The 22,709-nt window shown below is 71.8% G+C and carries 19 protein-coding genes; 9 read left to right on the top strand and 10 right to left on the bottom strand.

Going from position 1 to position 22,709, the window contains the following annotated elements:
- Positions 1-298: 298 nt before the first annotated feature.
- The gene (locus C6Y14_RS34710) at positions 299-1,387 is read left to right on the top strand and encodes a sensor histidine kinase (RefSeq protein WP_107021003.1); all 1,089 of its coding nucleotides are present in this window, start codon (positions 299-301) and stop codon (positions 1,385-1,387) included.
- 67 nt (positions 1,388-1,454) lie between these two features.
- On the top strand, positions 1,455-2,450 hold the full coding sequence (locus C6Y14_RS34705; RefSeq protein WP_107020858.1) for an aldo/keto reductase: 996 nt from the start codon (positions 1,455-1,457) through the stop codon (positions 2,448-2,450).
- 41 nt (positions 2,451-2,491) lie between these two features.
- Here C6Y14_RS34705 and C6Y14_RS34700 read toward each other — a convergent pair whose 3' ends face one another.
- Positions 2,492-3,346 carry an alpha/beta fold hydrolase gene (locus tag C6Y14_RS34700; protein WP_225891430.1) on the bottom strand — a complete coding sequence of 285 codons (855 nt, stop codon included), beginning with the start codon at positions 3,344-3,346 and terminating at the stop codon, positions 2,492-2,494.
- Between the two features lie 86 nt (positions 3,347-3,432).
- Between C6Y14_RS34700 and C6Y14_RS34695 the strand changes: the two genes are divergently transcribed.
- The 4 genes from C6Y14_RS34695 (at position 3,433) to C6Y14_RS34680 (ending at position 8,042) form a co-directional block, all read left to right on the top strand.
- Entirely contained in the window at positions 3,433-3,888 is a 456-nt protein-coding gene (locus C6Y14_RS34695; protein WP_107020856.1) for a GNAT family N-acetyltransferase, read from the top strand.
- A gap of 295 nt (positions 3,889-4,183) precedes the next feature.
- Positions 4,184-4,681 (top strand): nucleoside deaminase, encoded by a 498-nt coding sequence (locus tag C6Y14_RS34690; protein WP_199854967.1) that lies wholly within the window; start codon positions 4,184-4,186, stop codon positions 4,679-4,681.
- Positions 4,682-4,691: 10 nt separating this feature from the next.
- A complete protein-coding gene (locus C6Y14_RS34685; protein ID WP_107020855.1) occupies positions 4,692-5,675 on the top strand; it encodes an isopenicillin N synthase family dioxygenase in 984 nt (327 codons plus the stop codon).
- Positions 5,676-5,963: 288 nt separating this feature from the next.
- Positions 5,964-8,042, top strand: coding sequence for a hypothetical protein (locus C6Y14_RS34680; RefSeq protein ID WP_318658078.1), 2,079 nt, complete (start codon positions 5,964-5,966; stop codon positions 8,040-8,042).
- Here the strand turns inward: C6Y14_RS34680 and ccsB are convergent.
- The 7 genes from ccsB to hemL form a co-directional block, all read right to left on the bottom strand.
- Positions 8,039-9,184, bottom strand: a complete 1,146-nt coding sequence (gene ccsB / locus C6Y14_RS34675; protein WP_107020853.1) for a c-type cytochrome biogenesis protein CcsB — start codon at positions 9,182-9,184, stop codon at positions 8,039-8,041. The genes C6Y14_RS34680 and ccsB overlap by 4 nt on opposite strands.
- The gene (gene resB / locus C6Y14_RS34670; RefSeq protein WP_107020852.1) at positions 9,181-11,016 is read right to left on the bottom strand and encodes a cytochrome c biogenesis protein ResB; all 1,836 of its coding nucleotides are present in this window, start codon (positions 11,014-11,016) and stop codon (positions 9,181-9,183) included. The genes ccsB and resB overlap by 4 nt, the downstream gene beginning before the upstream one ends.
- A gap of 3 nt (positions 11,017-11,019) precedes the next feature.
- Positions 11,020-11,787, bottom strand: coding sequence for a cytochrome c biogenesis CcdA family protein (locus C6Y14_RS34665; protein ID WP_199854966.1), 768 nt, complete (start codon positions 11,785-11,787; stop codon positions 11,020-11,022).
- A 6-nt stretch (positions 11,788-11,793) separates the two neighbouring features.
- Entirely contained in the window at positions 11,794-12,438 is a 645-nt protein-coding gene (locus C6Y14_RS34660) for a TlpA family protein disulfide reductase (protein WP_107020850.1), read from the bottom strand.
- A gap of 54 nt (positions 12,439-12,492) precedes the next feature.
- The gene (locus tag C6Y14_RS34655) at positions 12,493-13,743 is read right to left on the bottom strand and encodes a polysaccharide deacetylase family protein (RefSeq protein WP_225891429.1); all 1,251 of its coding nucleotides are present in this window, start codon (positions 13,741-13,743) and stop codon (positions 12,493-12,495) included.
- A 473-nt stretch (positions 13,744-14,216) separates the two neighbouring features.
- Positions 14,217-14,891, bottom strand: a complete 675-nt coding sequence (locus tag C6Y14_RS34650; RefSeq protein ID WP_107020848.1) for a histidine phosphatase family protein — start codon at positions 14,889-14,891, stop codon at positions 14,217-14,219.
- Positions 14,888-16,207 (bottom strand): glutamate-1-semialdehyde 2,1-aminomutase, encoded by a 1,320-nt coding sequence (hemL, locus tag C6Y14_RS34645; RefSeq protein WP_107020847.1) that lies wholly within the window; start codon positions 16,205-16,207, stop codon positions 14,888-14,890. Before hemL ends, C6Y14_RS34650 begins: the two co-directional genes overlap by 4 nt.
- 139 nt (positions 16,208-16,346) lie before the next feature.
- Here hemL and C6Y14_RS34635 point away from each other — a divergent pair, with 139 nt between their 5' ends.
- The 3 genes from C6Y14_RS34635 (at position 16,347) to C6Y14_RS34625 (ending at position 20,294) form a co-directional block, all read left to right on the top strand.
- A complete protein-coding gene (locus C6Y14_RS34635; protein WP_199854965.1) occupies positions 16,347-17,009 on the top strand; it encodes a hypothetical protein in 663 nt (220 codons plus the stop codon).
- Between the two features lie 335 nt (positions 17,010-17,344).
- A complete protein-coding gene (locus C6Y14_RS34630; RefSeq protein WP_107021001.1) occupies positions 17,345-18,508 on the top strand; it encodes a 4-hydroxybenzoate 3-monooxygenase in 1,164 nt (387 codons plus the stop codon).
- A gap of 133 nt (positions 18,509-18,641) precedes the next feature.
- Positions 18,642-20,294: a methyltransferase gene (locus tag C6Y14_RS34625; RefSeq protein ID WP_225891428.1), complete on the top strand. Its 1,653-nt coding sequence runs from the start codon at positions 18,642-18,644 to the stop codon at positions 20,292-20,294.
- A 120-nt stretch (positions 20,295-20,414) separates the two neighbouring features.
- Here C6Y14_RS34625 and C6Y14_RS34620 read toward each other — a convergent pair whose 3' ends face one another.
- Together C6Y14_RS34620 and C6Y14_RS34615 are read right to left on the bottom strand one after the other, a co-directional pair.
- On the bottom strand, positions 20,415-21,728 hold the full coding sequence (locus tag C6Y14_RS34620; RefSeq protein WP_107021000.1) for an ABC transporter permease: 1,314 nt from the start codon (positions 21,726-21,728) through the stop codon (positions 20,415-20,417).
- 14 nt (positions 21,729-21,742) lie between these two features.
- Complete coding sequence (locus tag C6Y14_RS34615; RefSeq protein WP_225891427.1) at positions 21,743-22,585, bottom strand: ABC transporter ATP-binding protein; 843 nt, start codon at positions 22,583-22,585, stop codon at positions 21,743-21,745.
- Positions 22,586-22,709 lie beyond the last annotated feature (124 nt).

The raw sequence follows: 22,709 nt of genomic DNA, 5'->3' as shown, positions 1-22,709 counted from the left end.
GTGGTACGGCGGACGGCTGCGTTGCGGATGGCGAGCGGAGAGACGAGGCAGCGGCGGACCAGGTTGTAAAGAACAGGCAAAGTCCTCGAACGGGTACGGCGCCATCGCCATCGGCCCCGCCGCGCACCGCCTCCCCTCTAGGCTTGGCCAGCGTTCGGCAGGCCTGGCCGGGGGCGCCCCGGGGCAGGGCGGCCGGACGGGGAGGAGCGGAACGCGCGTGATCCGGGTTCAGGCAGCAGGGGACGACGAGGTGCCGGTCCGGGGCCCCGTGAAGGCCGTAGCCGTCAGAGCCTCCTTCCTGAGAGCCATACCGGCCGACGCACTGCTCGCCGCCCTCGCGGCCGTGGACACCGGCCTCCAGCTCGACGACTACACCCCGCTGGAACTGGCCCTCTCGGCCGCCGCCTGCGCGGCGCTCGTCGTGCGGCGGCGCTTCCCCCTGGCGGTGTTCCTGCTGTCGCTGCCCGCCGCGCTCTTCTCGTCGGTCGTCGTGGTGCCCCTGGCCGCCCTCTACACCCTGGCCGGACGCAGCCGGGACCGGCGGCTGCTCGTCGGCTGCGCCATCGCGTCGGCGCTGGCCTCCGCGCTGCCGTGGCCGCTGTCGGAGTACACGGAGGACGACCGCTTCTGGACGTTCGTGGACTTCGTCTATCTGCTGGCGACGGCCGCCGCGCCGGTCTTCCTGGGCCAGTTGGTGCAGGCCAGCCGTGACGCCGCCGACCGGCTGGCCGAGGTCGAGGAGGCCCGGGAGCACGAGCGCCTCATGCACGCCCAGAGCGTCCTGGCCCGCGAACGGGCCCAGCTGGCACGGGAGATGCACGATGTCGTCTCCCACCAGGTGAGCCTCATCGCCGTACGGGCCGGAGCCCTCCAGGTCGGCGCGAAGGACCCCGAGACGCGCGAGGCCGCCCAGGCGATCCGCGGGCTCAGCGTGACCACCCTCGACGAACTGCGGCACATGGTCGCGCTGTTACGTGCCTCGGGCGGCCGTACGCCCGAACCGGCGGCGCAGCCGACCCTGGCCGACCTGCGGCAGCTGATCGACTCCAGCGGTATCGAGGTGACACTGCGGGGCGAACTGCCGTCCGGCATCGGGGCACCGGCCGAGCGCGCGGTCTACCGGACCGTGCAGGAGGCCCTGACGAACGTACGCAAGCACGCGCCCGGCGCCACCACGACCGTGTGCCTGTGGCACGAGCACGACGGACTGGGCGTGACGGTCGTCAACACCCCACCGACCCGCCCCGTACTCGAACTGCCGGGCTCCCGGGTCGGATTGATAGGCCTCGGCGAACGGGCGGAGAACCTCGCGGGCACCTTCGAAGCCGGCCCCACGCCCACCGGCGGCTACGGAGTACGCCTACGCCTGCCCACCACAACCGACTGACCCGGACCAATGACCGACCCGGACAAATGACTGACCCATCGGCATCGGCGGAAGGCAGAGCGGCCTGATGAAAGCGGACGAACTCGTACCACTGGGCCGCACGGCTCTGCGCGTCAGCCGTCTGGGGCTGGGCCTCGCCTCCCTCGGCGGCCTGTTCGAGCCCGTACCGGCCGAGGACGCGGCCGACGCCCTCGACACCGCCTGGGAACTGGGCATACGGCTGTACGACACGGCCCCCGTGTACGGCTACGGGCGCTCGGAGAGCCGTACGGGGGCCGCGCTCGGCGTACGGCCGCGGGACGCGTACGTGCTGTGCACCAAGGTGGGGCGGATCATCGAACCGGGCGGCCCCGACACCCAGCCCATCTGGGCGGACCCTCCGGCGGGCGTCGGACCGCGGCTCGACTACTCCTACGCCGGGGTGCTGCGCTCGGTCGAGGAGAGCCTGGAACGGCTGGGGCTGGACCGGATCGACGTCCTGCACGTGCACGACCCCGACGAGGACTTCACCGCCGCCGTCTCGCAGGCCTACCGGGCGCTGGCCGAACTGCGTGCCGCGGGAGTCGTGGGCGCCGTCTCGATCGGGGTCAACCACGCGCCGGTGGCGGCCCGTTTCCTGCGGGAGGCCGCGGTGCCGGGACCCGACTGCGTGCTGCTGGCCGGGCGCTACACCCTGCTCGACCGTTCCGGGCTCGACGAGTTGCTGCCGCTGTGCGCCGAGCGCGGGGTCGCCGTCATGGCAGCGGGCGTCTACCAGTCCGGCCTGCTGGCCGACCCGCGCCCGGGGGCGCCCCACGGACACACCTCCGTACCCGCCGAACTGGGCGCACGCATCGGGGCGTTGCGGAGCGTGTGCGCGGAGTTCGGCGTACCGCCGCTCGCCGCCGCCGTGCAGTTCCCGCTCGGGCACCCCGCCGTCACGAGCGTGGTCGTCGGTGCCCGCTCGGCCGACGAGGTCGCCCAGAACGTACGGCTCTTCGACCATCCCGTCCCGGCGGACTTCTGGACCGCCCTGAAGGCGACGGGCCTGCTCACCGAGGACACACCGACCCCCGCCTCCTGAGCTGCCGCACGACCGGCCTACCGGCCTACCGGCCTACCGGCCTACCGCGAGAGGAACGTGGCGACGGTCCCCGCGAACCGGTCCGGGTCGTCCACCCACGGGAAGTGCCCGGCGCCCGGCTGGACGACCGTTTCGGCGTGCGGGAACAAGCCGGCCACCGTGGCGGCCACACGCGGCAGCGGGCCGCCGTCCAGCTCCCCCGCGAGGACGAGCACACGCGCGTCGAGCCCGGCGACGGCGGCCCGCGTCCCGGCGGGATCGGCGAACGCGCCCTCGGACGCGTACGCGTCCGCCGCCTCGTCGTTGGACTGGGCCACCTCGGCCGCCGCGTGCGCCCGGGCGGCGGCGGTCCGGTTCCCGTAGAAGAAGGGGGTCCCGGCGTCGAAGTCGGCGTCGGTGGCGGACCCGTCCCAGATCCTCAGATACGCCTCGTACGCGTCCTCGAACCACGGCTCGTCCGTACGCAGGGCCGCCGCCTCCCGCCGCTGCTCCGGGGTGAAGTCGACCCCGAGCGCACGGGCCCGCGCGGCGACGAGCGTGAGCGTGCGGACGCGGCGGGGGTACCTGGCCGCGTACAGGATCGCGAGGTCGCCGCCCGCCGAGTGCGTGAGCAGGTCGATCCGGTCGAGGCCGAGGTGTGCGCGCAGGGCCTCGACGTCGTCGACCTGCCGGTCGCAGCGGTACGACGCCGGGTCGGCCGGTGCCTCGGAGCCGCCGGTGCCCCGCAGATCGAGCAGCACCAGCCGCCGGTGCGCCGACAGCCCGCCCAGGTCCCCGAGATACGCCGACGCCCGCATCGGCCCGCCCGGCAGACAGAGCAACGGCCCGCCCTCGCCCGCCCCGCCGTCCTCGCGGTAGGCGAGCCGCGTGCCGTCGTGAGCGAGGAAGTGGGCCACGCCCTCATCCTCGCCGCACCCCCGCGAGAGGGACAACGGCATTTACCCGGTTGACGCCCCGTCCGGTCACACGCTTGCCTGCTGCGATGACCGATCTCCGTATCGAACGGGTCGAAGCCACCACCTCCGAAGCCCTGCTGGAGGACTGGCGGCACGTCCACAACGTGATCGTTCCGCCGGCCGCGCTGTCCCTGGCCGAGGTCCGCGAGCGGGCCGGGCGGTACCACCTGGAAGTGGCGTACCTCGACGACGTGCTGGTCGGCTGCACGACGGTCCGGCCGCCGGAGGGCGCGGCGAACGCGGCCACCGTGATCGCCCGCGTGCTTCCCGGCCACCGCCGCAGGGGGTTCGGTGAGCGGCTCCACGTACGGGGGCTGGCGCTGGCCCGTGCGCTCGGTGCCACGACGGTCGAGACCGTTGTGCTGGCCGCCAACGCCGAGGGGCTGCGGTTCGCGCTGGCCCACGGGTACGTGGAGTCCGACCGCTACACCCTGCCGGGCGGCGGCGACCTGTGGATCGATCTGCGGCTGCGTGGGGGCTGACCGCGCAGTTCCCCGCGCCCCTGAGAAACCGCGTTCGCCTGCGGGACCGTGGGGGCGGGCCGCGCAGTTCCCCGCGCCCCTCGGGGAGGGGCTACGCCCCGTCCCACCGAAGGGGCACGGGGATAGGGGCGCGGGGAACGGCGCAATCTTTTCGCCCTTCAGGAGCGCGGGGAACTGCGCAGTCTTTTGGTTTTTAGGGGCGCGGGGAACTGCGCGGCCCGCCCCCGCCGGCTCGCGGGTGAAGACGGACCCGTCCGGGGACTGATCCGGGGGTCGATCGGGGAGAGTGGATGCCATGAGCGACGGCAGCAACGGCAGCGACGGTGTGGACCACGTGGAGCGCTTCGACAGGACGCAGGCCCGCACCTGGCTCTCGACCGCCGTCGAAGAGGCCAGGGCCGGTCTCGCCGAGGGCGGCATCCCCATCGGCGCCGCCCTGTACGCGCCGGACGGCACCCTGCTCGGAAGGGGCCACAACCGCCGCGTCCAGGACGGCGACCCGTCCACGCACGCCGAGACGGCCGCCTTCCGCGACGCGGGACGGCAGGGCTCGTACCGCGGTACGACGATGGTGACCACGCTCTCGCCGTGCTGGTACTGCAGCGGTCTGGTCCGGCAGTTCGGGATCTCCCGGGTGGTCGTCGGGGAGGCCGAGACCTTCCACGGCGGACACGACTGGCTGGCGGAGCACGGCGTGGAGATCGTGCTCCTCGACGACGCCGAGTGTGTCGCCATGATGCGCGACTTCGTCAGGGAAAACCCCGCACTGTGGAACGAGGACATCGGTGAGTGACGCGACGACAGTGAGTGACACCGCTGCCCGCGGCGGGCCCCGCGTGCCGACCGTAGATCTCGGCCCCTGGCTCTCCGGCGATCCCGAGGCCCGTTCCCGGATCGCCCGGACGGTCGACGGCGCGCTCCGGAGCGCCGGGTTCCTGCTGGTGACCGGTCACGGCGTCGACCCCGGCCTGCGGGTACGCGTACGGGAGGCGGCCCGCGCCTTCTTCGTGCTGCCCGCCGAGGCCAAGGAGCCGTACGCGGTGAAGGTCGGCGGCCGGGGCTGGCTCGGTCCTGGCGCCGAGGCCAACGGTTACGCGGAGGGCACCCCGACCCCGCCCGACCTGAAGGAGTCCCTGAGTTTCGCGACGCACGAGCCCTTCGAGGACCCGGTGACCGACGCGGAGTGGTGCGCGCCGAACGTCTGGCCGGCGGAGGCCCCGGGGCTCCGCGCGCTGTGCGAGGAGTACCTCGCGCGGATGGGTGAACTGGAGAACCATCTCCTCGCCCTGCTCGGTGAGGCGCTGGGCCTGGAGCCCGACTTCTTCACCCGGCACATGGACCACCCGACCTACGGCTTCAACATCAACTGGTATCCGGGCAGGGAGGTCGTCGGCGAGCCCGAGGAGGGTCAGTTCCGTATCGGCCCGCACACCGATTTCGGCACGGTCACCATCCTCGACCGGCAGGCCGGCAAGGGCGGGCTGCAGGTCTGGACGGACGACGGCGGCTGGGAGGACGCGCCTTTCGACCCGGCGGCGTTCACCATCAACATCGGTGATCTGATGGCCCGTTGGACCGGTGACCGCTGGCGCTCCGGCCGTCATCGTGTACTGCCGCCGCCCGCCGACGAGCCCACCGAGGAGCTGATGTCCCTCGTCTATTTCGGCGAGTGCACCCCGGGGACCCGCGTCGAGTCGGTCCCGGCCCCGGTCGGCCGGGTGGCGTACGAACCCGTCGACTCCCATGTGTACCTGCGCTCGAAACTCGACTCGATCACCGTGAACTGAACCGGGCCCGGTCGGACTGTGCCGACGGCGCCGACATTTGCGTAACCCCGCGGACATCAATCGGTCCACTCCGAAGCAACGCCCCCTGGCCGCGCCCCGGTTGATACACCTCACCTCTACGAGAACCGGACCCGAGGGGTCCCAGGGGGAGATGCGGTGCGCAGAGGGCTGCACAGCCGAGGGGCGTTGTTCGACACGGAGCCGCCCGGCCTCGCTCCACGGCTCGTCGGCCTGCGGCCGTTCCAGCACGGGCCAAGCCCCTGTGAACACCCGAGGGAGCTCCCCTTCGTGGTGTTCGCCGGGGCCCGCGGGCTCGGCAAGAGCGCGGTGCTGGCGGAGCTGCGGGCCGCGTACGAGGGGCGGACGCCGCTCGCGCTGATCGACTGCGAGGCCGACCGGTTCGCGGGGCCTCCCGCGGGACGGCCGCACGAGGTCTGGTCGCCCGTGGCTCAGGCGCTGGTGACGATCGCCGAGCAGCTCGCGGAGCCGGTGGCCGACGCGGGACGGATCCCGTTCCCCCGGCTCGCGGCGGGCCTGCTGGCCGTGGCGGCGGGCGGCTGGAACGACCGGGACGTGCCCCGCGTCCGCCGGGAGGCCGAACAGATCCTGCTGCTCAACGACACGGGATCCTGGGTCGGCGCACCCACGAGCCGCTGGGTCGGCCGGGTCTCGGCCCGTCTCACCGACCCGCTCACCGGCTCCCTCCCGGGTACGGGTCCGGTGGTCGAGCCGGTCGTCGAGGCCGCCCTGGAGACGTTCTCGGAGGGGGTCTCGCCCACGCACCGCAGGCTGCGGAAGGCCGCCGCCTGGTACCGCGACCACCCGAACGCCGACGGCAACCCCAAGCTCGGCCTTCTGCTGCTCTCCGGCCACTTCAGGGCGGGCGGCGATCTTCGCACCCACGCCGAGGGCCATCTCGTACGGGCTCTGCTGGCCGATCTCGACGACGCGTACGGCGGTTCGCTGCCGCGCGGGCACCGGACCGGGCGTCCGGTGGTCCTCGTCGACAACGCGCAGAGCGCGCCGGGCGTCGGGCTGATGGGAGCGGTCCTGCGGGACCGGGCCGACGGCATCGCGGACCGGGTGGCGTTCTTCGCCGGTCTGCGCGGCCACGGTCATCCGGCGCTGCGCAACGCGACCCGCCGCACCCTGTCCGAGCTGGCCCGCACGAGCGGCTGGGAGCCCGGCGGCACGGCCTCGTCGCGGGCGCTGCTCGTCGCGCTGCCCCCGCTGTCCCCCGACGACACCCCGCGCGTCGTCGAGGCGGCCTGCCGGGGCCTGGCCGTACCGTCCCGGCTGCCGGGGGCGGCCCACCGGCTGACCGGCGGCAGCCCGCTCGGTACGACGCTGTTCGCCGAGTCCGCCCGGCAGAACCTTCCCCGGGGCGCCGGCACACCCGGCGAACTCCTCACCGCGGACCTCGTACCGCAGGAAGCAGAGGAAACGCAGGAAGCGCACGAGGCGCACGAGGCGCACGAGGCGCACGAGGCGCACGAGAAGCGTGCGGCGCGTGACGGGCGGCCCGCCTACCGTGAGCTGCTCGACCGGCTGGTGCCGGACGGCCGGCGGGACGAGCTGGCGCTGCTGGCCGTGGCCCACGACCGCGAGTCGGCGTGCGTGCTGGCCGCGGCTCGGCTCCCCGGCGACTTCGGCGCGGTGGGGGTTCTCGACCTGGAGGCGCGGCTCGTCGAGGAGGGCCTGCCCACGGTTCCCGGCCAGTTCGTCGGCGATCCGTTCCTGCGGGCGCTGCTGCTGCTCGGCCTGCACCGCAGGGAGCCGGACCACGCCACCTGGAAGGCCGCGCACCGCACACTCGTCGCCCACTACACGGACATCCCGGTCGCGCCGGACGGCTCGGGGGACGACTCAGGGAACGGCTCTGGGAACGGCTCGGGGCCGAAGGAGCAGCGGATCCTCTACCGGCTGCTCCACGAACTCGCCCTGGGCGCCGCCGAACCTGCCGTCACGTATCTGCGCGACGCCTTCCCCCGCCACGACACGAAGGCGTGGCTGCGGGCGCTGGTGTTCCTCGCGTCGGCGCCGTACCACCCCGCACCCGTCCCGGACGGGTACGGCGGCTCCGCGTCCGACGCCCGCACCCGGGTCGCGCTCGGCCGCGTCGGCACCGGCCCGCCCCCGCCGCAGGGCACGGACACCGCCCTGCACCTGCGGATACGCCGACTGCTGTACGGGGTCTGGCAGGTCACCGACCCGCTGGCGCTGCCCGACCCGGTCGTCGCCGAGCGGCTGCGGTCCGAACTCGGGCATCTGGCGAGGCTCCGGCCGACGGACGTGGAGCCCCTGCTGCGGGCCTCCGTGCACTGGCCCGAGGACGCCCTGGCCGGCCGCCCCCTGCGTCTGGGCTAGACCCCGGCGTAGGAGTGCTTGCCGGTGACGAAGATGTTCACTCCGTAGTAGTTGAACAGCCAGCAGGCGAAGGCGGCGAGCGCGATGTACGCGGCCTTGCGGCCCTTCCAGCCGGCCGTGGCACGGGCGTGCAGATAGCAGGCGTAGGCGACCCAGGTGATGAACGACCAGGTCTCCTTGGGGTCCCAGCCCCAGTAGCGGCCCCACGCGTCGCCCGCCCAGATCGCACCGGCGATGATCGTGAACGTCCACAGCGGGAAGACGGCGGCGTTCACGCGGTACGAGAACTTGTCGAGCGAGGCCGAGGCGGGCAGCCGCTCCAGCACGGAGGTCGCGAAACGGCCCGGCTTGCCGCCGGTCGCGAGCTTGTTCTCGTAGCTGTCCTTGAAGAGGTACAGGATCGTGCCGACCGCGCCCACGTAGAAGACCGCGCCGCAGAAGATCGCCGTGGAGACGTGGATGTACAGCCAGTACGAGTGGAGCGCGGGCACCAGCTGGTCGCTCGCCGTGTACAGGACGGTGACGGCGAGGCCGAGGTCCAGCAGGACCGTGGTCACCAGGAAGAGGCCCATCCAGCGGACGTTCTTCTTCATCGCGAGCAGCGCGAGATACACACCGACGGCGACGGTGGAGAAGGTGATGTTGAACTCGTACATGTTGCCCCACGGCGCCCGCTGCACCGACAGGGCGCGGGCGAGCACACCGCCGAACGCGATGAGGAAGGCGAGCACGGTGAGGGAGATGGCGATCCGGCCGTACAGGTCGCCCTGCTCGTCACCGCCGTGCGCGCCGGGCCCGTCCGGCACGTCCCGGGCGCCGGCCGCGGCCCGCGTGACGACCTGCGGCCGCTCCAGTACGGCGGTGCCGCCCGCGTTCTGCACGGTGACCGCCGGGCCGGCCGCCTTCTTGCCGGCCTTGCCTGCCTGGTCGGCGGTCAGCGCGGCGGCCGTCCGGCCGACCTTGCTGCGGCTGCCGAGGAGCCATTCGGCGATGTACGCGAAGAAGGCCAGCGTGTAGACGGCCATCGCGGAGTAGATCAGCGTGTTGCTGACGTTCGCGAGGTGCTCGTTGGTCGCGGCGGCCAGGTCGGTCGCGGCGGCGAAGTCGGTTGCGGCGAGGTCGGTTGCGGCGGCGAGAGTCACTTCGTCTCAGCCCCTTCGGCAGGTACGGCGGGAGGTTCGGGGGTGTCGTTCCCGGGCTGGTCCGGGCTGTCGTTGTCGGGCTGGTCCGGGGTGTCGGGTGCGCCCGGCGCCAGGTCGTACAGGTGGCCCGCCAGGACGCCCAGTTCCTCGGGGACCTTGGCGGACTCGCTGCGGCCGAGGCCCGCCATCTCGACGACCGTGACCCCGTCGGGGCCGGTCACGGCCCGCACCCACACCCGGCGGCGCTGGATGAAGAGGGAGGCGGCGAGGCCGAAGATGGCGCCGAAGGCACCGGCGAGGGCCCAGCCGGCCCCGGGCTGCCGGGTGACCTGGAAGTTCGCCCACTCCTTGACCCCCTTCTCGAAGGTGATCGAGCCGGCGCCGTTCGGGAGCTGCATGGTCTCGCCCGGCTTCAGGTTCTCCCGCAGCTGCTTGCCCTTGGAGTCCTTGAACTCCTTCATGTTCTTCTTTTCGAGCTGGTACACGCTCTGCGGCAGGCCCGCGTCGACGCCGAGGTCGCCGTGGTAGGCGGCCAGGTTCAGCACCGGGTTCAGCAGCGCCGGGAACTGCGAGACCACCGCGGTGCCCTCGCCCCCGTACGCCGGGAGGAAGAACGCCTGGAAGCCGAGCTGCTCCTGCTTGCCCTTGGCGTCCTTGTAGCCGTCCATGACCTTGATCGCGCCGGTCGAGGTGACGTTCGAGTCGAGCGGCAGCAGCGGCACGGCCTGCTGGTAGACGATCTCGCCCTTGCCGTCCCGGACGGTGACGACGGGCGCGTAGCCGTGGGCGGTGAGGTAGACCTTCGAGTCGTCGATGTCGAGCGGCTCGTTGACCTTGACGGTCTTCTTCTGCTCCTTGCCGTCCGCGCCCACGCTGTAGTCGACCTTCGCCTGGTACGTGCGCGGCGTGCCCTTGTTGGGTCCGGTCTCCTCGTACGTGCCCTCGAAGTCCTCCAGTACGAAGCTGAAGGGCTCCAGGTCGTCCGTGTCGAAGAGGCTGCCGGACTTGAAGTCGTCGTACTGCGTGAGGGTGTTGGCGAAACCGTCGCCCTCGACGATCAGTTTGTTGCCCTCGGACTTGAAGAGCTGGCCCCAGGCGAAGGCGACCAGCATCACGATCAGCGCGATGTGGAAGGCCAGGTTGCCGACCTCGCGGAGGTAGCCCTTCTCGGCGGCGACCGCGTCCCCGTCGAGGTGGGCACGGAAGCGCCGCTTCTTCAGGAGTTTCAGCGCCTCGTCCCTGACCTCCTCGGGCGCGGCCGCGGTCCGCCAGGTCGTGTACGCGGGCAGCCGGGTCAGCAGGCGCGGGGCGCGCGGCGGCCGGCCGCGCAGCTGGCCGACGAACTGCCAGGTGCGGGGCACGATGCAGCCGATGAGCGAGATGAAGAGCAGGATGTAGATCGCCGAGAACCAGGCGGAGCTGTAGACGTGGAACAGCCCGAGCTTCTCGTAGACCGGCCCGATCGTGGTGTGCCGGGCCAGGAAGTCGGCGACCTTCGTCTCGTCGGTCCCGGACTGCGGGATCAGCGAGCCGGGGATCGCGCCCAGGGACAGCAGGAAGAGCAGGATCAGCGCGACCCGCATCGAGGTCAGCTGCCGCCAGATCCAGCGGGCCCAGCCGATGACCTCGCGTCCGGTCCACGCGAGCCGGCCCGTGACGCCCGGTGCGCGCGCGCCGCCGAAGGAGCCGGGCATGACCGTCTCCCGGGGCGCGGTGGACAACTGGGCCCCGGCGGCACCGAGATCACCGGCGTCACGCGTCGCGGTGTCACCCGTACCGTTCTCGTCGGTCCGGCCGTCGGTCCTCGCGCCGGTGTCCCGTGTCGCGCTCATGCGTCAGATCCCTACCGTGAAGCCGTTGGACCAGCCCTGCATCTCCTGCACGATGCCGTCCCACGCGCCGGTCAGCAGGAGCAGACCGGTCACGATCATCATTCCGCCGCCGATCCGCATGACCCACACGTAGTGGCGCTTGACCCAGCCGAAGGCGCCGAGCGCCTTGCGGAAGGCCACGGCCGCGACGACGAAGGGCACACCCAGACCGACGCAGTACGCGACCGTCAGTATGGCCCCGCGTCCGGCGCTCGCCTCGGACGAGGAGAGCGCCAGCACGGAGGCGAGTGTCGGTCCGATGCAGGGTGTCCAGCCGATCCCGAAGAGCGCGCCCAGCAGCGGGGCCCCGACCAGACCGGCGACCGGCCGCTTGTGGAAGCGGAACTCGCGCTGCGTCAGCCAGGGCATCATCCCCAGGAAGAACACCCCCATGAGGACCATGAGGACGCCGAGCACCTGGGACATCGTGTCCTTGTGCTCCTGCAGGGTCGAGCCGAAGTAGCCGAAGAGCGCCCCGCCGGAGACGAACACGGCGGTGAAGCCCAGCACGAACAGCGAGGCTCCGGCGACCATCCGGCCGCGTCGCGCGTCGGCCAGGTCGGTGCCGCTGACGCCGGTGACGTACGAGAGATAGCCGGGTACGAGCGGCAGTACGCACGGGGAGAAGAAGGAGACGAGTCCGCCGAGCAGCGCGATCGGAATGGCGAGCACCAGCGCCCCGTCGAGGACGGTCCGGTTGAGGTCGGTGCCCGCGGCCACGAGAAGAGACACGAGCGGTCACTTCTCCGCGAGGATCGGCTTGAGCATCTTGCGCAGATTGTCCTCACTGAGGGCGGACAGCGACCGGGAGGCGACCTTGCCGTCCCGGTCGAGGACGAGCGTGGACGGGATCGTCTGCGGGTTGAGCGTGCCCTTCTCGAAGCGGAGCATCAGCTTGCCCGTCGGGTCGTACAGACTCGGGTACTCGACGCCGTGCGCCTTCTCGAAGGCGATCGCCGGAGTGGTGCTGGTGTCCCGGGTGTTGATGCCGACGAACTGCACACCCTGGTCCTTGAGGTCCTCGGAGACCTTGACGAAGTTCTTGGCCTCCAGGCGGCACGGGCCGCACCAGGAGCCCCAGACGTTCAGGACGACGATCTTGCCCTTGTAGTCGGCGACGTCGAGCTGCTTGCCGTCGATGGTCTTGCCGGACAGCTCGGGCGCCTGTGCGCGGCTGCCCTTGCCGACCGTGGCGATGCCGTCGGAGCCGGTGACGAAACCGGTGTCACCCGACCCGCCGGACTTGCCCCCGGATCCGCACGCGGACAGGAGCAGCGCCGCGGCGACGGCCGCTCCGGTGGCCGCGGCGGCACGGCCACGGGTCCGGTCGGCACGGCTACGGGTCCGGTCGGTGCGCTGGACGGCACGGCTGGCGGCACTCATGTGAAAAGTTTCGCATGTCCGTTCCGGGGATCTTGCGCACCCCCCTCGCGGGGTTCAGGCGGCCTGGTCCTGACCGAGGAAGGCCTTCCAGCCGCCGGTCGGTTCCTCCCCCACGCCCAGGGTCCGCAGCTTCTCCAGGACGGCCGCGTCCTGCGCGTCGAGCCAGTCCACGAACTGCCGGAACGACACCAGGCGTACGTCCTTCTTGCCCGCGATGTGCTTCAGCGCGTTCTCGACGGCGTCCATGTAGATGCCGCCGTTCCACTCCTCGAAGTGGTTGCCTATGAAGAAGGGCGCGCGATTCGTCTCGTATGTACGCGTGAAGCCCGCTATGTACGACTCGGTCGCCTGCCTGCGCCACGCCGGGTAGTTGGCGGGCGGGGCCTGGGTCGAGTTGACCGACTGGTTCGCGAGGATGTTGTAGTCCATGGAGAGGACCTCGAAGGTGTGCCCGGGGAAGGGCATCGCCTGCAGCGGCAGGTCCCAGACACCCTCCTTCTTGCCCGGCCAGACCTGGGTGCCGCCGGGCGAGGAGGCGTCGTAGCGCCAGCCGAGCTCGCGGGCGGTGGGCAGCAGGTTGTCCTGGCCCTTCAGGCAGGGGGTGCGGCCGCCGACGAGCTCCTTCTCGTAGTCGAAGGGCAGCGAGGGCACGTCCTTCTCGCTCCAGCCGGTGTTCGTACGCCACTCCTTGACGAACGCCTTCGCCTGGTCGATCTCGCTGCGCCACTGGGCCGGCGTCCAGTTCTCCACCGTGCCGGTGCCGCCGCAGAAGTGGCCGTTGAAGTGAGTGCCTATCTCATGGCCGTCGAGCCAGGCCCGCCGGAGGTTCTTCAGCGTCGACTTGATGTGGTCGTCCGTCAGATAACCGATGTCGGACGCGCCCGGCGCGTTGTTCGGCGGAAGGTACTTGCGCTTTTTCGACTCAGGGAGGAGATAGAGCCCCGAGAGAAAGAACGTCATTCGCGCGTCATGCTCTTCGGAGAGTTTCAGAAAGCGCTCGAAGAGGCCGTTGCCCACATCTCCCGCGCCGTCCCAGGAAAAGACGACGAACTGTGGCGGGGTTTCGCCAGGTTGGAGAGGCACGGGCTTCCCGGGCTGCTTGGGCTGCTTGCCGGTGAAGGTGGTGGAGCCGTCACCCAGGGGGCGGGCGGGGCGGCCGCTGGCGCTGTCACCAGGCTTTCCGGAGCCGCCGACGTGGTGGGAGCCGCCACCGAGGGCGGTGCCGCAGCCCGCGATCCCCATGGCCGCCGCGGCTCCGGCCCCTGCTCCCAGCCCCAGCATTCCCCTTCGGCTGATGTCGCGCATTTCCGTCCCCATTCGTCGTGCTCGGCGCCCAAGCAATCTGGACACGTAGTTAGAGGGCACGACGAAGAAGGGGGTTCCCCCGCACACTCAGATATTTCGGTGACTATCCGATGGCGAAGTTGTGACGACAGCCCGGGAACCGGTTCGCTCCGCTGGGTGTGCGCGTTGCCCGTCTGCGGGCCGACGGGGGTTGGCCGCGCAGTTCCCCGCGCCCCTGGGGGGGAAGGTGGCAGGGGCGGCTATTCGACTGACGGCCGGTGGGGGTCACCCGCGCCGTTCCCCGCGCCCCTCAAAGGCGGGCCCGGTCCTGAGGGGCGCGGGGAACTGCGCGGGCAACCCCCACCGGGCCGCACTACGAGAACAAGCAGGCCGGTGGAGGCCAGGGCGCAGCCCCGCCTCTCAGGGGCGCGGGGAACTGCGCGGGCAACCCCCACCGGCCCGCACCATGCACACGAACGGCGCGGAGCCGAAAGCTACGCTCCGAACGCCTTCGACTTGCCCTTCACCGGCTTCGCCCCTGCAAGGAGATGCGCGGGCACAAGATCCCGCGCCGGCTCCGTGTACCCCACGGACACGATCTTGTCGCCCCGGTACGTGAACGTCGTCAACGACGCCAGCGTGCACTGCCGCTTACGCGGGTCGTGCCACAACCGCCGCCGCTCCACGAAGGACCGCAGCATCCAGATGGGCAGCTGATGGCTGACCACCACGGCCTCATGCCCCCGCGCCGCGTCCTTCGCGGCGTCCAGCGCCCCCATCATCCGTACGACCTGCTCCAGGTACGGCTCGCCCCAGGACGGCTTGAACGGGTTGACCAGGTGCTTCCAGTTCTCGGGGTTGCGCAGCGCCCCGTCCCCGACCCCGAAGGTCTTGCCCTGGAAGACGTTCTCCGCCTCGATGAGCCGCGCGTCGGTCGCGAGATCGAGCCCGTGCGACTCGGCGACCGGCGTGGCCGTCTCCCGGGCCCGCTCCAGCGGCGAGGAGACGACGTGCGTGATGTCACGCGGAGCGAGGTGCTCGGCGACCCGCTCGGCCATCCGCTGCCCCAGCTCGGACAGGTGATACCCGGGCAGCCGCCCGTAGAGCAGCCCGTCCGGGTTCTCGACCTCGCCGTGCCGCATCACGTGTACGACGGTGATGTCACTCATGCTGCCGTGGCCTCCGCTGCTGCCCGTGCCGCCGCCGGAACGGCGTCGGCGATCCGCTGTACCGCCCGGTCGTCGTGCGCCGTCGACACGAACCAGGACTCGAACGACGACGGCGGCAGGTAGACGCCCTGCGCCAGCATCGAGTGGAAGAAGGCGTTGAAGCGGTACGACTCCTGCGTCTTCGCGTCCTCGTAGTTACGTACGTCCTCCCCCTTGAAGAAGACGGAGAACATGGTGGACGCGTTCTGCAGGGTGTGCACCACACCTTCCTTGGTGAGGGCGTCCGTGACGAGCGTACGGATCTGCCCGGAGACCGCGTCGAGCCGGGTGTACGCGGCGTCGTCGAGCAGCCGCAGCTGCGCGAGGCCCGCGGCTGTCGCGACCGGGTTCCCGGACAGCGTGCCGGCCTGGTAGACGGGGCCGACGGGCGCGAGGTGCCCCATCACGTCCGCCCGCCCGCCGAAGGCCGCGGCGGGGAAGCCGCCGCCCATGACCTTGCCGAAGGTCATCAGGTCGGGCGCGACGCCGTCGACCCCGTACCAGCCGGCCCGGCTCGTACGGAAGCCGGTCATGACCTCGTCGGAGATGTACAGGGCGCCGTCCGCCGCGCAGGCGTCCTTGAGTCCCTGGTTGAAGCCGGGCAGCGGCGGCACGACCCCCATGTTGCCGGGCGAGGCCTCGGTGATGACACAGGCGATCTCGCCGGGGTGCGCGCGGAAGGCCTCGCGCACGGCGTCGAGGTCGTTGTACGGCAGGACGATCGTGTCGCCGGCCTGGGCGCCGGTGACGCCGGGGGTGTCGGGAAGCGCGAAGGTGGCCAGGCCACTGCCTGCGGCGGCCAGCAGAGCGTCCACATGCCCGTGGTAGCAGCCGGCGAACTTCACGACCTTGGCGCGCCCGGTGAACCCGCGCGCGAGACGGATGGCGGACATGGTCGCCTCGGTGCCGCTGGACACCAGCCGGACCTGCTCGACGGGCTCGACCCGGGCGACGATCTCCTCGGCGAGCGCGACCTCGCCCTCACCCGGCGTACCGAAGGAGGTACCGCGGGAGACGGCGTCCTGGACGGCCGCGATCACCTCGGGGTGGGAGTGGCCGAGGATCATCGGTCCCCAGGAACAAACGAGGTCGACGTACTCCCTCCCGTCGGCATCGGTCAGGTATGGACCGTTACCGGACACCATGAACCGGGGCGTACCGCCCACGGCGCGGAACGCGCGGACGGGAGAGTTCACGCCGCCGGGCGTCACGGCCGCCGCACGGTCGAAAAGAGTCTGCGAAACTGGGGCTTCGTACGGATAGCTCACACGGACCATGGTGTCAGAGGCTGCGAAGATCCTGCGGACAGGTGTTTCAACGCACGTTTCGGCGTGCGGCCGTGGGGGAGGTCACTGTCACGATGATCGGGTTGCGTGGCGGGGGTCGCGCACCCTAGAAAAGCAGTCGGGTGGAGATATGCATCGCGGTGGCGGACTGGGCGAGGGGACCGATGACCTCGGCCCTCGGCGTGCCCGGCGGGGGAAGCACCGGCGCGAGGCGGAAGCGGCCGAGGCACGGCAGACACAGGGATCGCAGGGCGAACCTGAGCGGATCGACCCGTCCGCGCGTATGGACGGTATGGACTACACGGACCGCGGGGCAGACCAGCTCAGGCCAGGAAGCAGCGGGAATGGTGGCCGGGTGGGGGTGACCTACAAATACTTCGGGGCACCGGACGGCGCGACCGCCGCCCGTGTCCCCATCTCCATGCGCCCGGAGGAGCTCGGCGGCGACGAGCTCGGTATGAACGGCATGTTCACGAAGATCAAGCCGGAGACGATGGCCGCGATGGTTCTGACCGGCATCGAGGGCATACCCCTGCACAAGGTGCCCCCGCTCGAACTGGTCGTCCTCCACCCGGACTACGCCGTCGTCAGGCTCCCCATGACGGTCGTCGACCCGCTGCGCGGCATAGGCGAGGAGGCCGTGGGCGCGGCAGCCTTCATCTGGTCGACGGTCCCGGACCGCGGCGGCCCCCGCGACGCGTACAACGTGTACCAACTCCTCCACGAATGGCAGGACTTCAGCCACCGCCTCCACGAGGCAGGCCACCAGCCGTACTGCCTGGTCTGGCCCTGAGCGGCACATCCACCCGACTTCAGCCCTCGCAAGGGGCGCGGGGAACGGCGCAGTCCTTTCGCTTGTCCTGAGGGCACAGCCCTCGCAAGGGGCGCGGGGAACTGCGCGACCAGCCCCCACCGGGCCGCACCCTCAACGCACCGAGCCCACCCCGACGCACTGAGCCCACGCCGACGCACCGAGCCCACCCCAAAAACGAACACCCCCCGCCCGCTTTGCCGTTCGATCGGCGCATTCGGGTGAATCAGGTGCACTGACCGGTTTTGACCTGCTTAATATCTGGTTTCGTGACAGACGGGAAGCACCGACCGGCACCGACCGGCCACACCACCGACGTGGCCGTCCTCGGGGCCGGACCGGCCGGGCTCGTGCTCGGCAACATCCTGCTGGACCGGGGCATCGACTGCGTGGTCCTGGAACGGGCCGAGCCCGCGCACGTACGGACCCGGGCGCGCGCCGGCTTCCTGGCGCCCGGCACCGTGCGGACCCTGGACCGGCACGGCCTCGCCGAAGGGCTGCACCGGCACGGACAGCCGCACGGCGTCTGCGAGTTCCGTACCGGGGACGGCCGGTTCCGGCTGGACTACGGCGGGCTCGGGCAGCGGGAACGGCACACCGTCTACCCCCAACAGGACCTGGTGTCCGACCTGTTGACGCGCTACCTCGAACGCGGCGGACAGATCCGGTTCGGCACCGAGGCGGTGGCCGTGCACGGCGCCGACACCGGCCGGCCCGAGGTCTCCGCGCGCGAGGCCGACGGACGGCCCCTGCGCTGGCGGGCCCGGTACGTGGCCGGCTGCGACGGACGGCACGGCGCGGCCCGGCGCTCCCTGCCCGCCGGCACGGTCCGCCACCACCGCGACCACGGCGTGACCTGGCTCGGCCTGCTCGCCGAGGCACCGCCCAGCCTGGACGCCGTCGGCTACGCGGTCCACGAGCGCGGGTTCGCCGGACACATGGCCCGTACCAGTGAGATCACCCGCTACTACCTGCAGTGCGAACGGGGCATGCAGGCCGACTCCTGGTCCGAGGAACGGATCTGGGACGAACTGGAACTGCGGATGCGGGCGCCGGAGTACGGCCCGCTGCGCCGCGGGCGTGTGGTGCAGCGGGCCGTCGTCGACCTGGAGTCCGACGTGCTCGAACCGCTGCGCCACGGCGCGCTGTTCCTCGCCGGTGACGCCGCCGGACTGATCAGCCCGTCCGCCGCCAAGGGCGCCAACCTCGCGGTCCTCGAAGCCGCGGCCCTGGCCGACGCCCTGACCGACGACCTCGCGCTCGGCGACCCCACGGGCCTGGCCGCCTACTCCGCGCGCTGTCTGACTCACATCTGGCGCGCGCAGGAGTTCTCGCACTGGATGATCGGGCTGCTGCACGGCCCGTCCGGCGCGGACGGCGAGTCGCTGTTCCACAACTCCCTGCGCCGCTCACGCCTCACCTCGCTGCGCACCTCCCGCAGCCAGCAGGACTGGTTCGCCGAGCACTACGTCGGCATCTAGCCGCTCACGCCCGTACGCAGTCGTCCCCAAGCAGCCATCCGTACACAGGCACCCGTACACAGCCATCCGTACGCAGTCATCCGAACCCCGGAATGAGGATCCACCCGCAGTGATCACGGCATTGTCGGGCGATATGTCCCGCCTGCGCGAGACGGTCGAGTTCGTCAAGGAACAGGACACCGCCACCCTCCTCCCGCTGCTGCTCCCCGGGCTCGACGGCCCGGAGCTGCGCGCCCTGGCGGAGCGCTGCGCCTTCTCGCACGCGGCTCTGCTCGTCTTCCCGCCCGACGAGGCCGCGCTGTACGCCGCACTCGCCGACTGCGGGCTCGCCGCGGACTCGCCACCACGGCCGAGCGTCGTCGTACGCGAACGGCTCGCCGTACGGCACGGCCGGTCCCCGGCGGACCTTCAAGTCGGCATCCTGCGCCCCACGGTGGAGTGCGCGGACGGGGCGCGGCGCACGGTCGAGGTGTTCGCGCTGACCGTGCCACCGGGGTCGGACCTCGCGACGGTCGCCGCGCACGAGCGGGAGCGGCAGCGCGAGACGCATGTCGCCTTCGAGGTCGAGGCACCGGACCCGCTGGTGCTGCGCGGCCTGTGCGCCGCGTTCGGGCAGTACGGCGCCACCCCTGACGGCGGCGGCTACAACCCGCACGAGGACGGCACGGTGTTCTACTTCACCGCGCCCGCCGAGGCCAAGGCCGGCTACCGGCGCGTGGAGCTGTACGTCCCCGGCGACCACCGGGACGTCCTCGCCGCCCACCTCGACGACGCCCACCAGGGGCAGCAGCACGCGGAGACCCTGCTGCGGCTGCTGACCGGGGCGTGGACGACCCAGGCCCTCGCCGCGTTCGCCCGCCTTGAGGTGGCCGACGCGATGGACCGCGAGCGCGGCACCGGCCTGGCGGAACTGGCCCGGGAGGTCGGTGCCCTCGCGCCGAACCTGGCCACCCTGCTGCGCTACCTCACCATGCTCGGCGTGGTGAGCGAGGACCGCGACGGGTTCCGCCTCACGGACACCGGGGCGCTGCTGCGCACGGACGCCGAAGGGTCGATGCGGCCGCTGGCGCTGATGTACGGGGGCCCGTTCTACGAGTCCTTCGCCGGGCTCGACCACACCGTGCGCACCGGACAGGTCGCCTTCGAGCAGCGCTTCGGCGAGAACCACTTCGACCACTTCGCCCGCGATCCCGAACTCGCCGAACTCTTCGACCTGTCGATGGCCGCCGGTGCCCGGATGTTCGACCCGCTGCCCGCGCACCCGGTCCTCGCCGCGGCACCCGAAGGCGCCACCGTGGTCGACATCGCCGGGGGCAACGGGGAACTGCTCGGCCGGATCCTGTCCGCGCACCCCCGCCTGCGCGGCGTCCTGCTGGAGCGCCCGCAGACCGTCGAGACCGCCCGGCACCTTCTCGGCCGGGCCGGTCACGCGGAGCGGTGCGTCTTCCTGCCCGGCGACTTCGCGGACGTGCCCGCGGGCTGTGACGTCTACGTGCTGTCCCGGGTCCTGCACGACTGGGACGACGACCGCTGCCGCGAGATCCTGCGGCACTGCGCCCGTGCGATGCCTGTCGCCGCGGATCTGCTCGTCGTCGAACGCGTTCTGCCCGTCGACGGGTCGGCCTCGCTGGCCACGGCGTGGGATCTGCACATGATGTGCAACGTGGGTGGCCGGGAACGTGGTGCCGACCACTACGCCCGCCTGTTCGCCGAGGCGGGCCTCACCTTCCTGGACCGCACCCCGCTCCCCCTGGACGGCACAGTCCTGCACGCCCGCCGCACCTGACGCAAAAGATTGCGCAGTTCCCCGCGCCCCCGGATGGGGGCGCGGGGAACTGCGCAATCTTTTAGGGGCGCGGGGAACGGCGCGGCCGGCCCCCACGAACCCGCACTCTCGAAGCGCACCCTAAGCGGCCAGCGCGACCGCGCTGATCGCCGGTGTCCGCACCACCCGCCAAGCCGTGACCAAGCTCGTCCCCATCGTCGCCGCCACCGCCACCGCCACGACCCCGAGCCAGATCCCCAGCCCCCGGTCCGGCAGGACCGAGTCCGTGCGGACCGTCGTGAACGAGACGATCCCGGCCAGCGCGGCCCCCGTACCGAGGACGACACCCGTCACCGTGAGGACCAGCGACTCGATGCCCACCATGCCGAGGACCTGCCCCGGAGTCGCCCCCGCGAGCCGCTGCTGCCCGAACTCCCTGCGCCGGTAGGTCGTGGCCGCGTACAGGGAGTTGACCAGCATGATGCAGGAGAAGACCACGATGATGCCGACGACCGTCAGGTTGAGCGTTTCGAGGTTCTTCGCGTCGACCGACTTGGGGACGCCCGCCGCGTCGATCGCGTCGTTCTCGACGCCCTGCATGTAGAGCGTCGCCGTGGCCATGCCGATGAAGAGGGTCAACGGCACCATGACACCGGCCAGTTCGGCCGTGCGCGCCCGCAGGCCGTGTACGGCGGGATAGCCGCTCGGCCCCCTCAGTGGCAGCCGGCCGAGCAGCGACCTCAGCAGTCCCGGCGACAGGAGCGCGAGGCCGACCGAGAGCAGGATCGCGCCGTACGCGGGCGGTGCCATCAGCGCGGCGTCCGTCGAGGACAGGACGAAGGTGATGCAGATCGCCAGGCCGCCGAGGGCCAGGGACCCGCGGACGAGGAACGTGCGCCCCCTGCCCCGGGACCGGCGCCGGCCGCTCGTCGCCCGGCGCACCGCGAGGAACGCCGCTCCCGCCGCCGCGAGCACCGTGATGTCGAGGCCGGAGAACAGGGCGATGGGGCCGAAGGTGTGGTCGACGGACTCGGCGACCTGCCCGCTGTCCTGGAAGACGTCGAGCAGCACCCGCCCGCCGAGCATCGCGGGGCCGACGGCGAGCAGCGCGCCCACCAGGGCGACGGCCACCGCCTCCCCCACGACCATCCGCTTGAGCTGCGCGGGCGTGGCCCCGGAGCAGCGCAGCAGCTCGATCTCGGCGGAGCGCTGGCGCACGTTCACCGTGAGGGTGGAGGCGACGGCGAAGAACACCAGGAGGGTGCCGTAGCCGCCGACGACACCCGCCGCGGTGGACAGGGTGTTCGCGCTGACGGAGTCGACACCCGGCGCACCGGCCGTGTCGTGCATCGAGTTGAACGTCATGATGATCGCCGCGCCCAGGAAGGCGGACAGCAGGGTCGCGGCGAAGCGCCCGGGACGCTGCCGTACGGAACGCATCGCCAGGGTGAACATGGTGAACATCGCGCTCACGCCCCCGCCATCACGTCGTCGCCGAGGTGCGCGAGGCGCTCGGCCACCGCGTCCACGGTCGGCCGGCGCATCTCGCCCGCGAGCCGGCCGTCCGCGAGGAACAGCACCGCGTCGGCGTACGAGGCCGCCACCGGGTCGTGGGTGACCATGACGACCGTACGGCCGTGGACGCGTACGGCGTCCTGGAGAAGCCGCAGGACGTCCCGCGCGCTGCGGGTGTCCAGGGCGCCGGTCGGCTCGTCCGCGAAGATCACGCTCGGCTCGGTCACCAGCGCGCGGGCGATGGCGACGCGCTGGCGCTGGCCGCCGGAGAGCTGGTCGGGCCGGTGGCCGAGGCGGTCGCCGAGACCGACGGCGGTCAGGGTCTCCCGCACCCGGTCCCGGTTCACCCTGCGCCGGGCGAGCTTCAGCGGCAGGACCGTGTTCTGCGCCACGGTGAGCGTGTCGAGCAGGTTGTACTGCTGGAAGACGAAGCCGATCCGGTTGCGCCGGAATTTCGTCAGTTCGGCCTCGGTGCCGCCGGTCATCTCCGCCCCGTCGACCGTCACGATGCCGCTGTCGGGCCGGTCGAGGCCCGCCGCGCACTGCAGCAGCGTGGACTTGCCGGAGCCCGAGGGGCCCATCACCGCGGTGAAGGTGCCGCGCGCCAGGCTGAGCGTCACCTCGTCCAGGGCGGTCACGGCGCTGTCGTCGCTCCCGTACGTCTTGCTGACCTTGACCAGCCGCAGGGCCACGTCGGCGGCGCCCGCGCCGTGACCGCCCGCGCCGTGGGCACCCTTGCCGTGGTCGCCCTTGCTGTGCGTACGTCGATCGGTGCCGGTTCGGCGAAACATCGTCATCAGCCTCCGTCGGGCACGGTCCGCGCCCCGTGTCGGGCACCGCCGGTGCCCCCGCTGCCGGGCACTGCCTGTGCCCCGCGAAAGACGCTACGGAGAAGGGGAGACGGGCACATTGGGCGCAGAA

This window comes from Streptomyces dioscori (assembly GCF_003024195.1).
GTDB classification, from domain to species: domain Bacteria; phylum Actinomycetota; class Actinomycetes; order Streptomycetales; family Streptomycetaceae; genus Streptomyces; species Streptomyces dioscori.
Note: the sequence above shows the minus strand (reverse complement) of the source record. Positions and strands in the feature narration are given on the sequence as shown.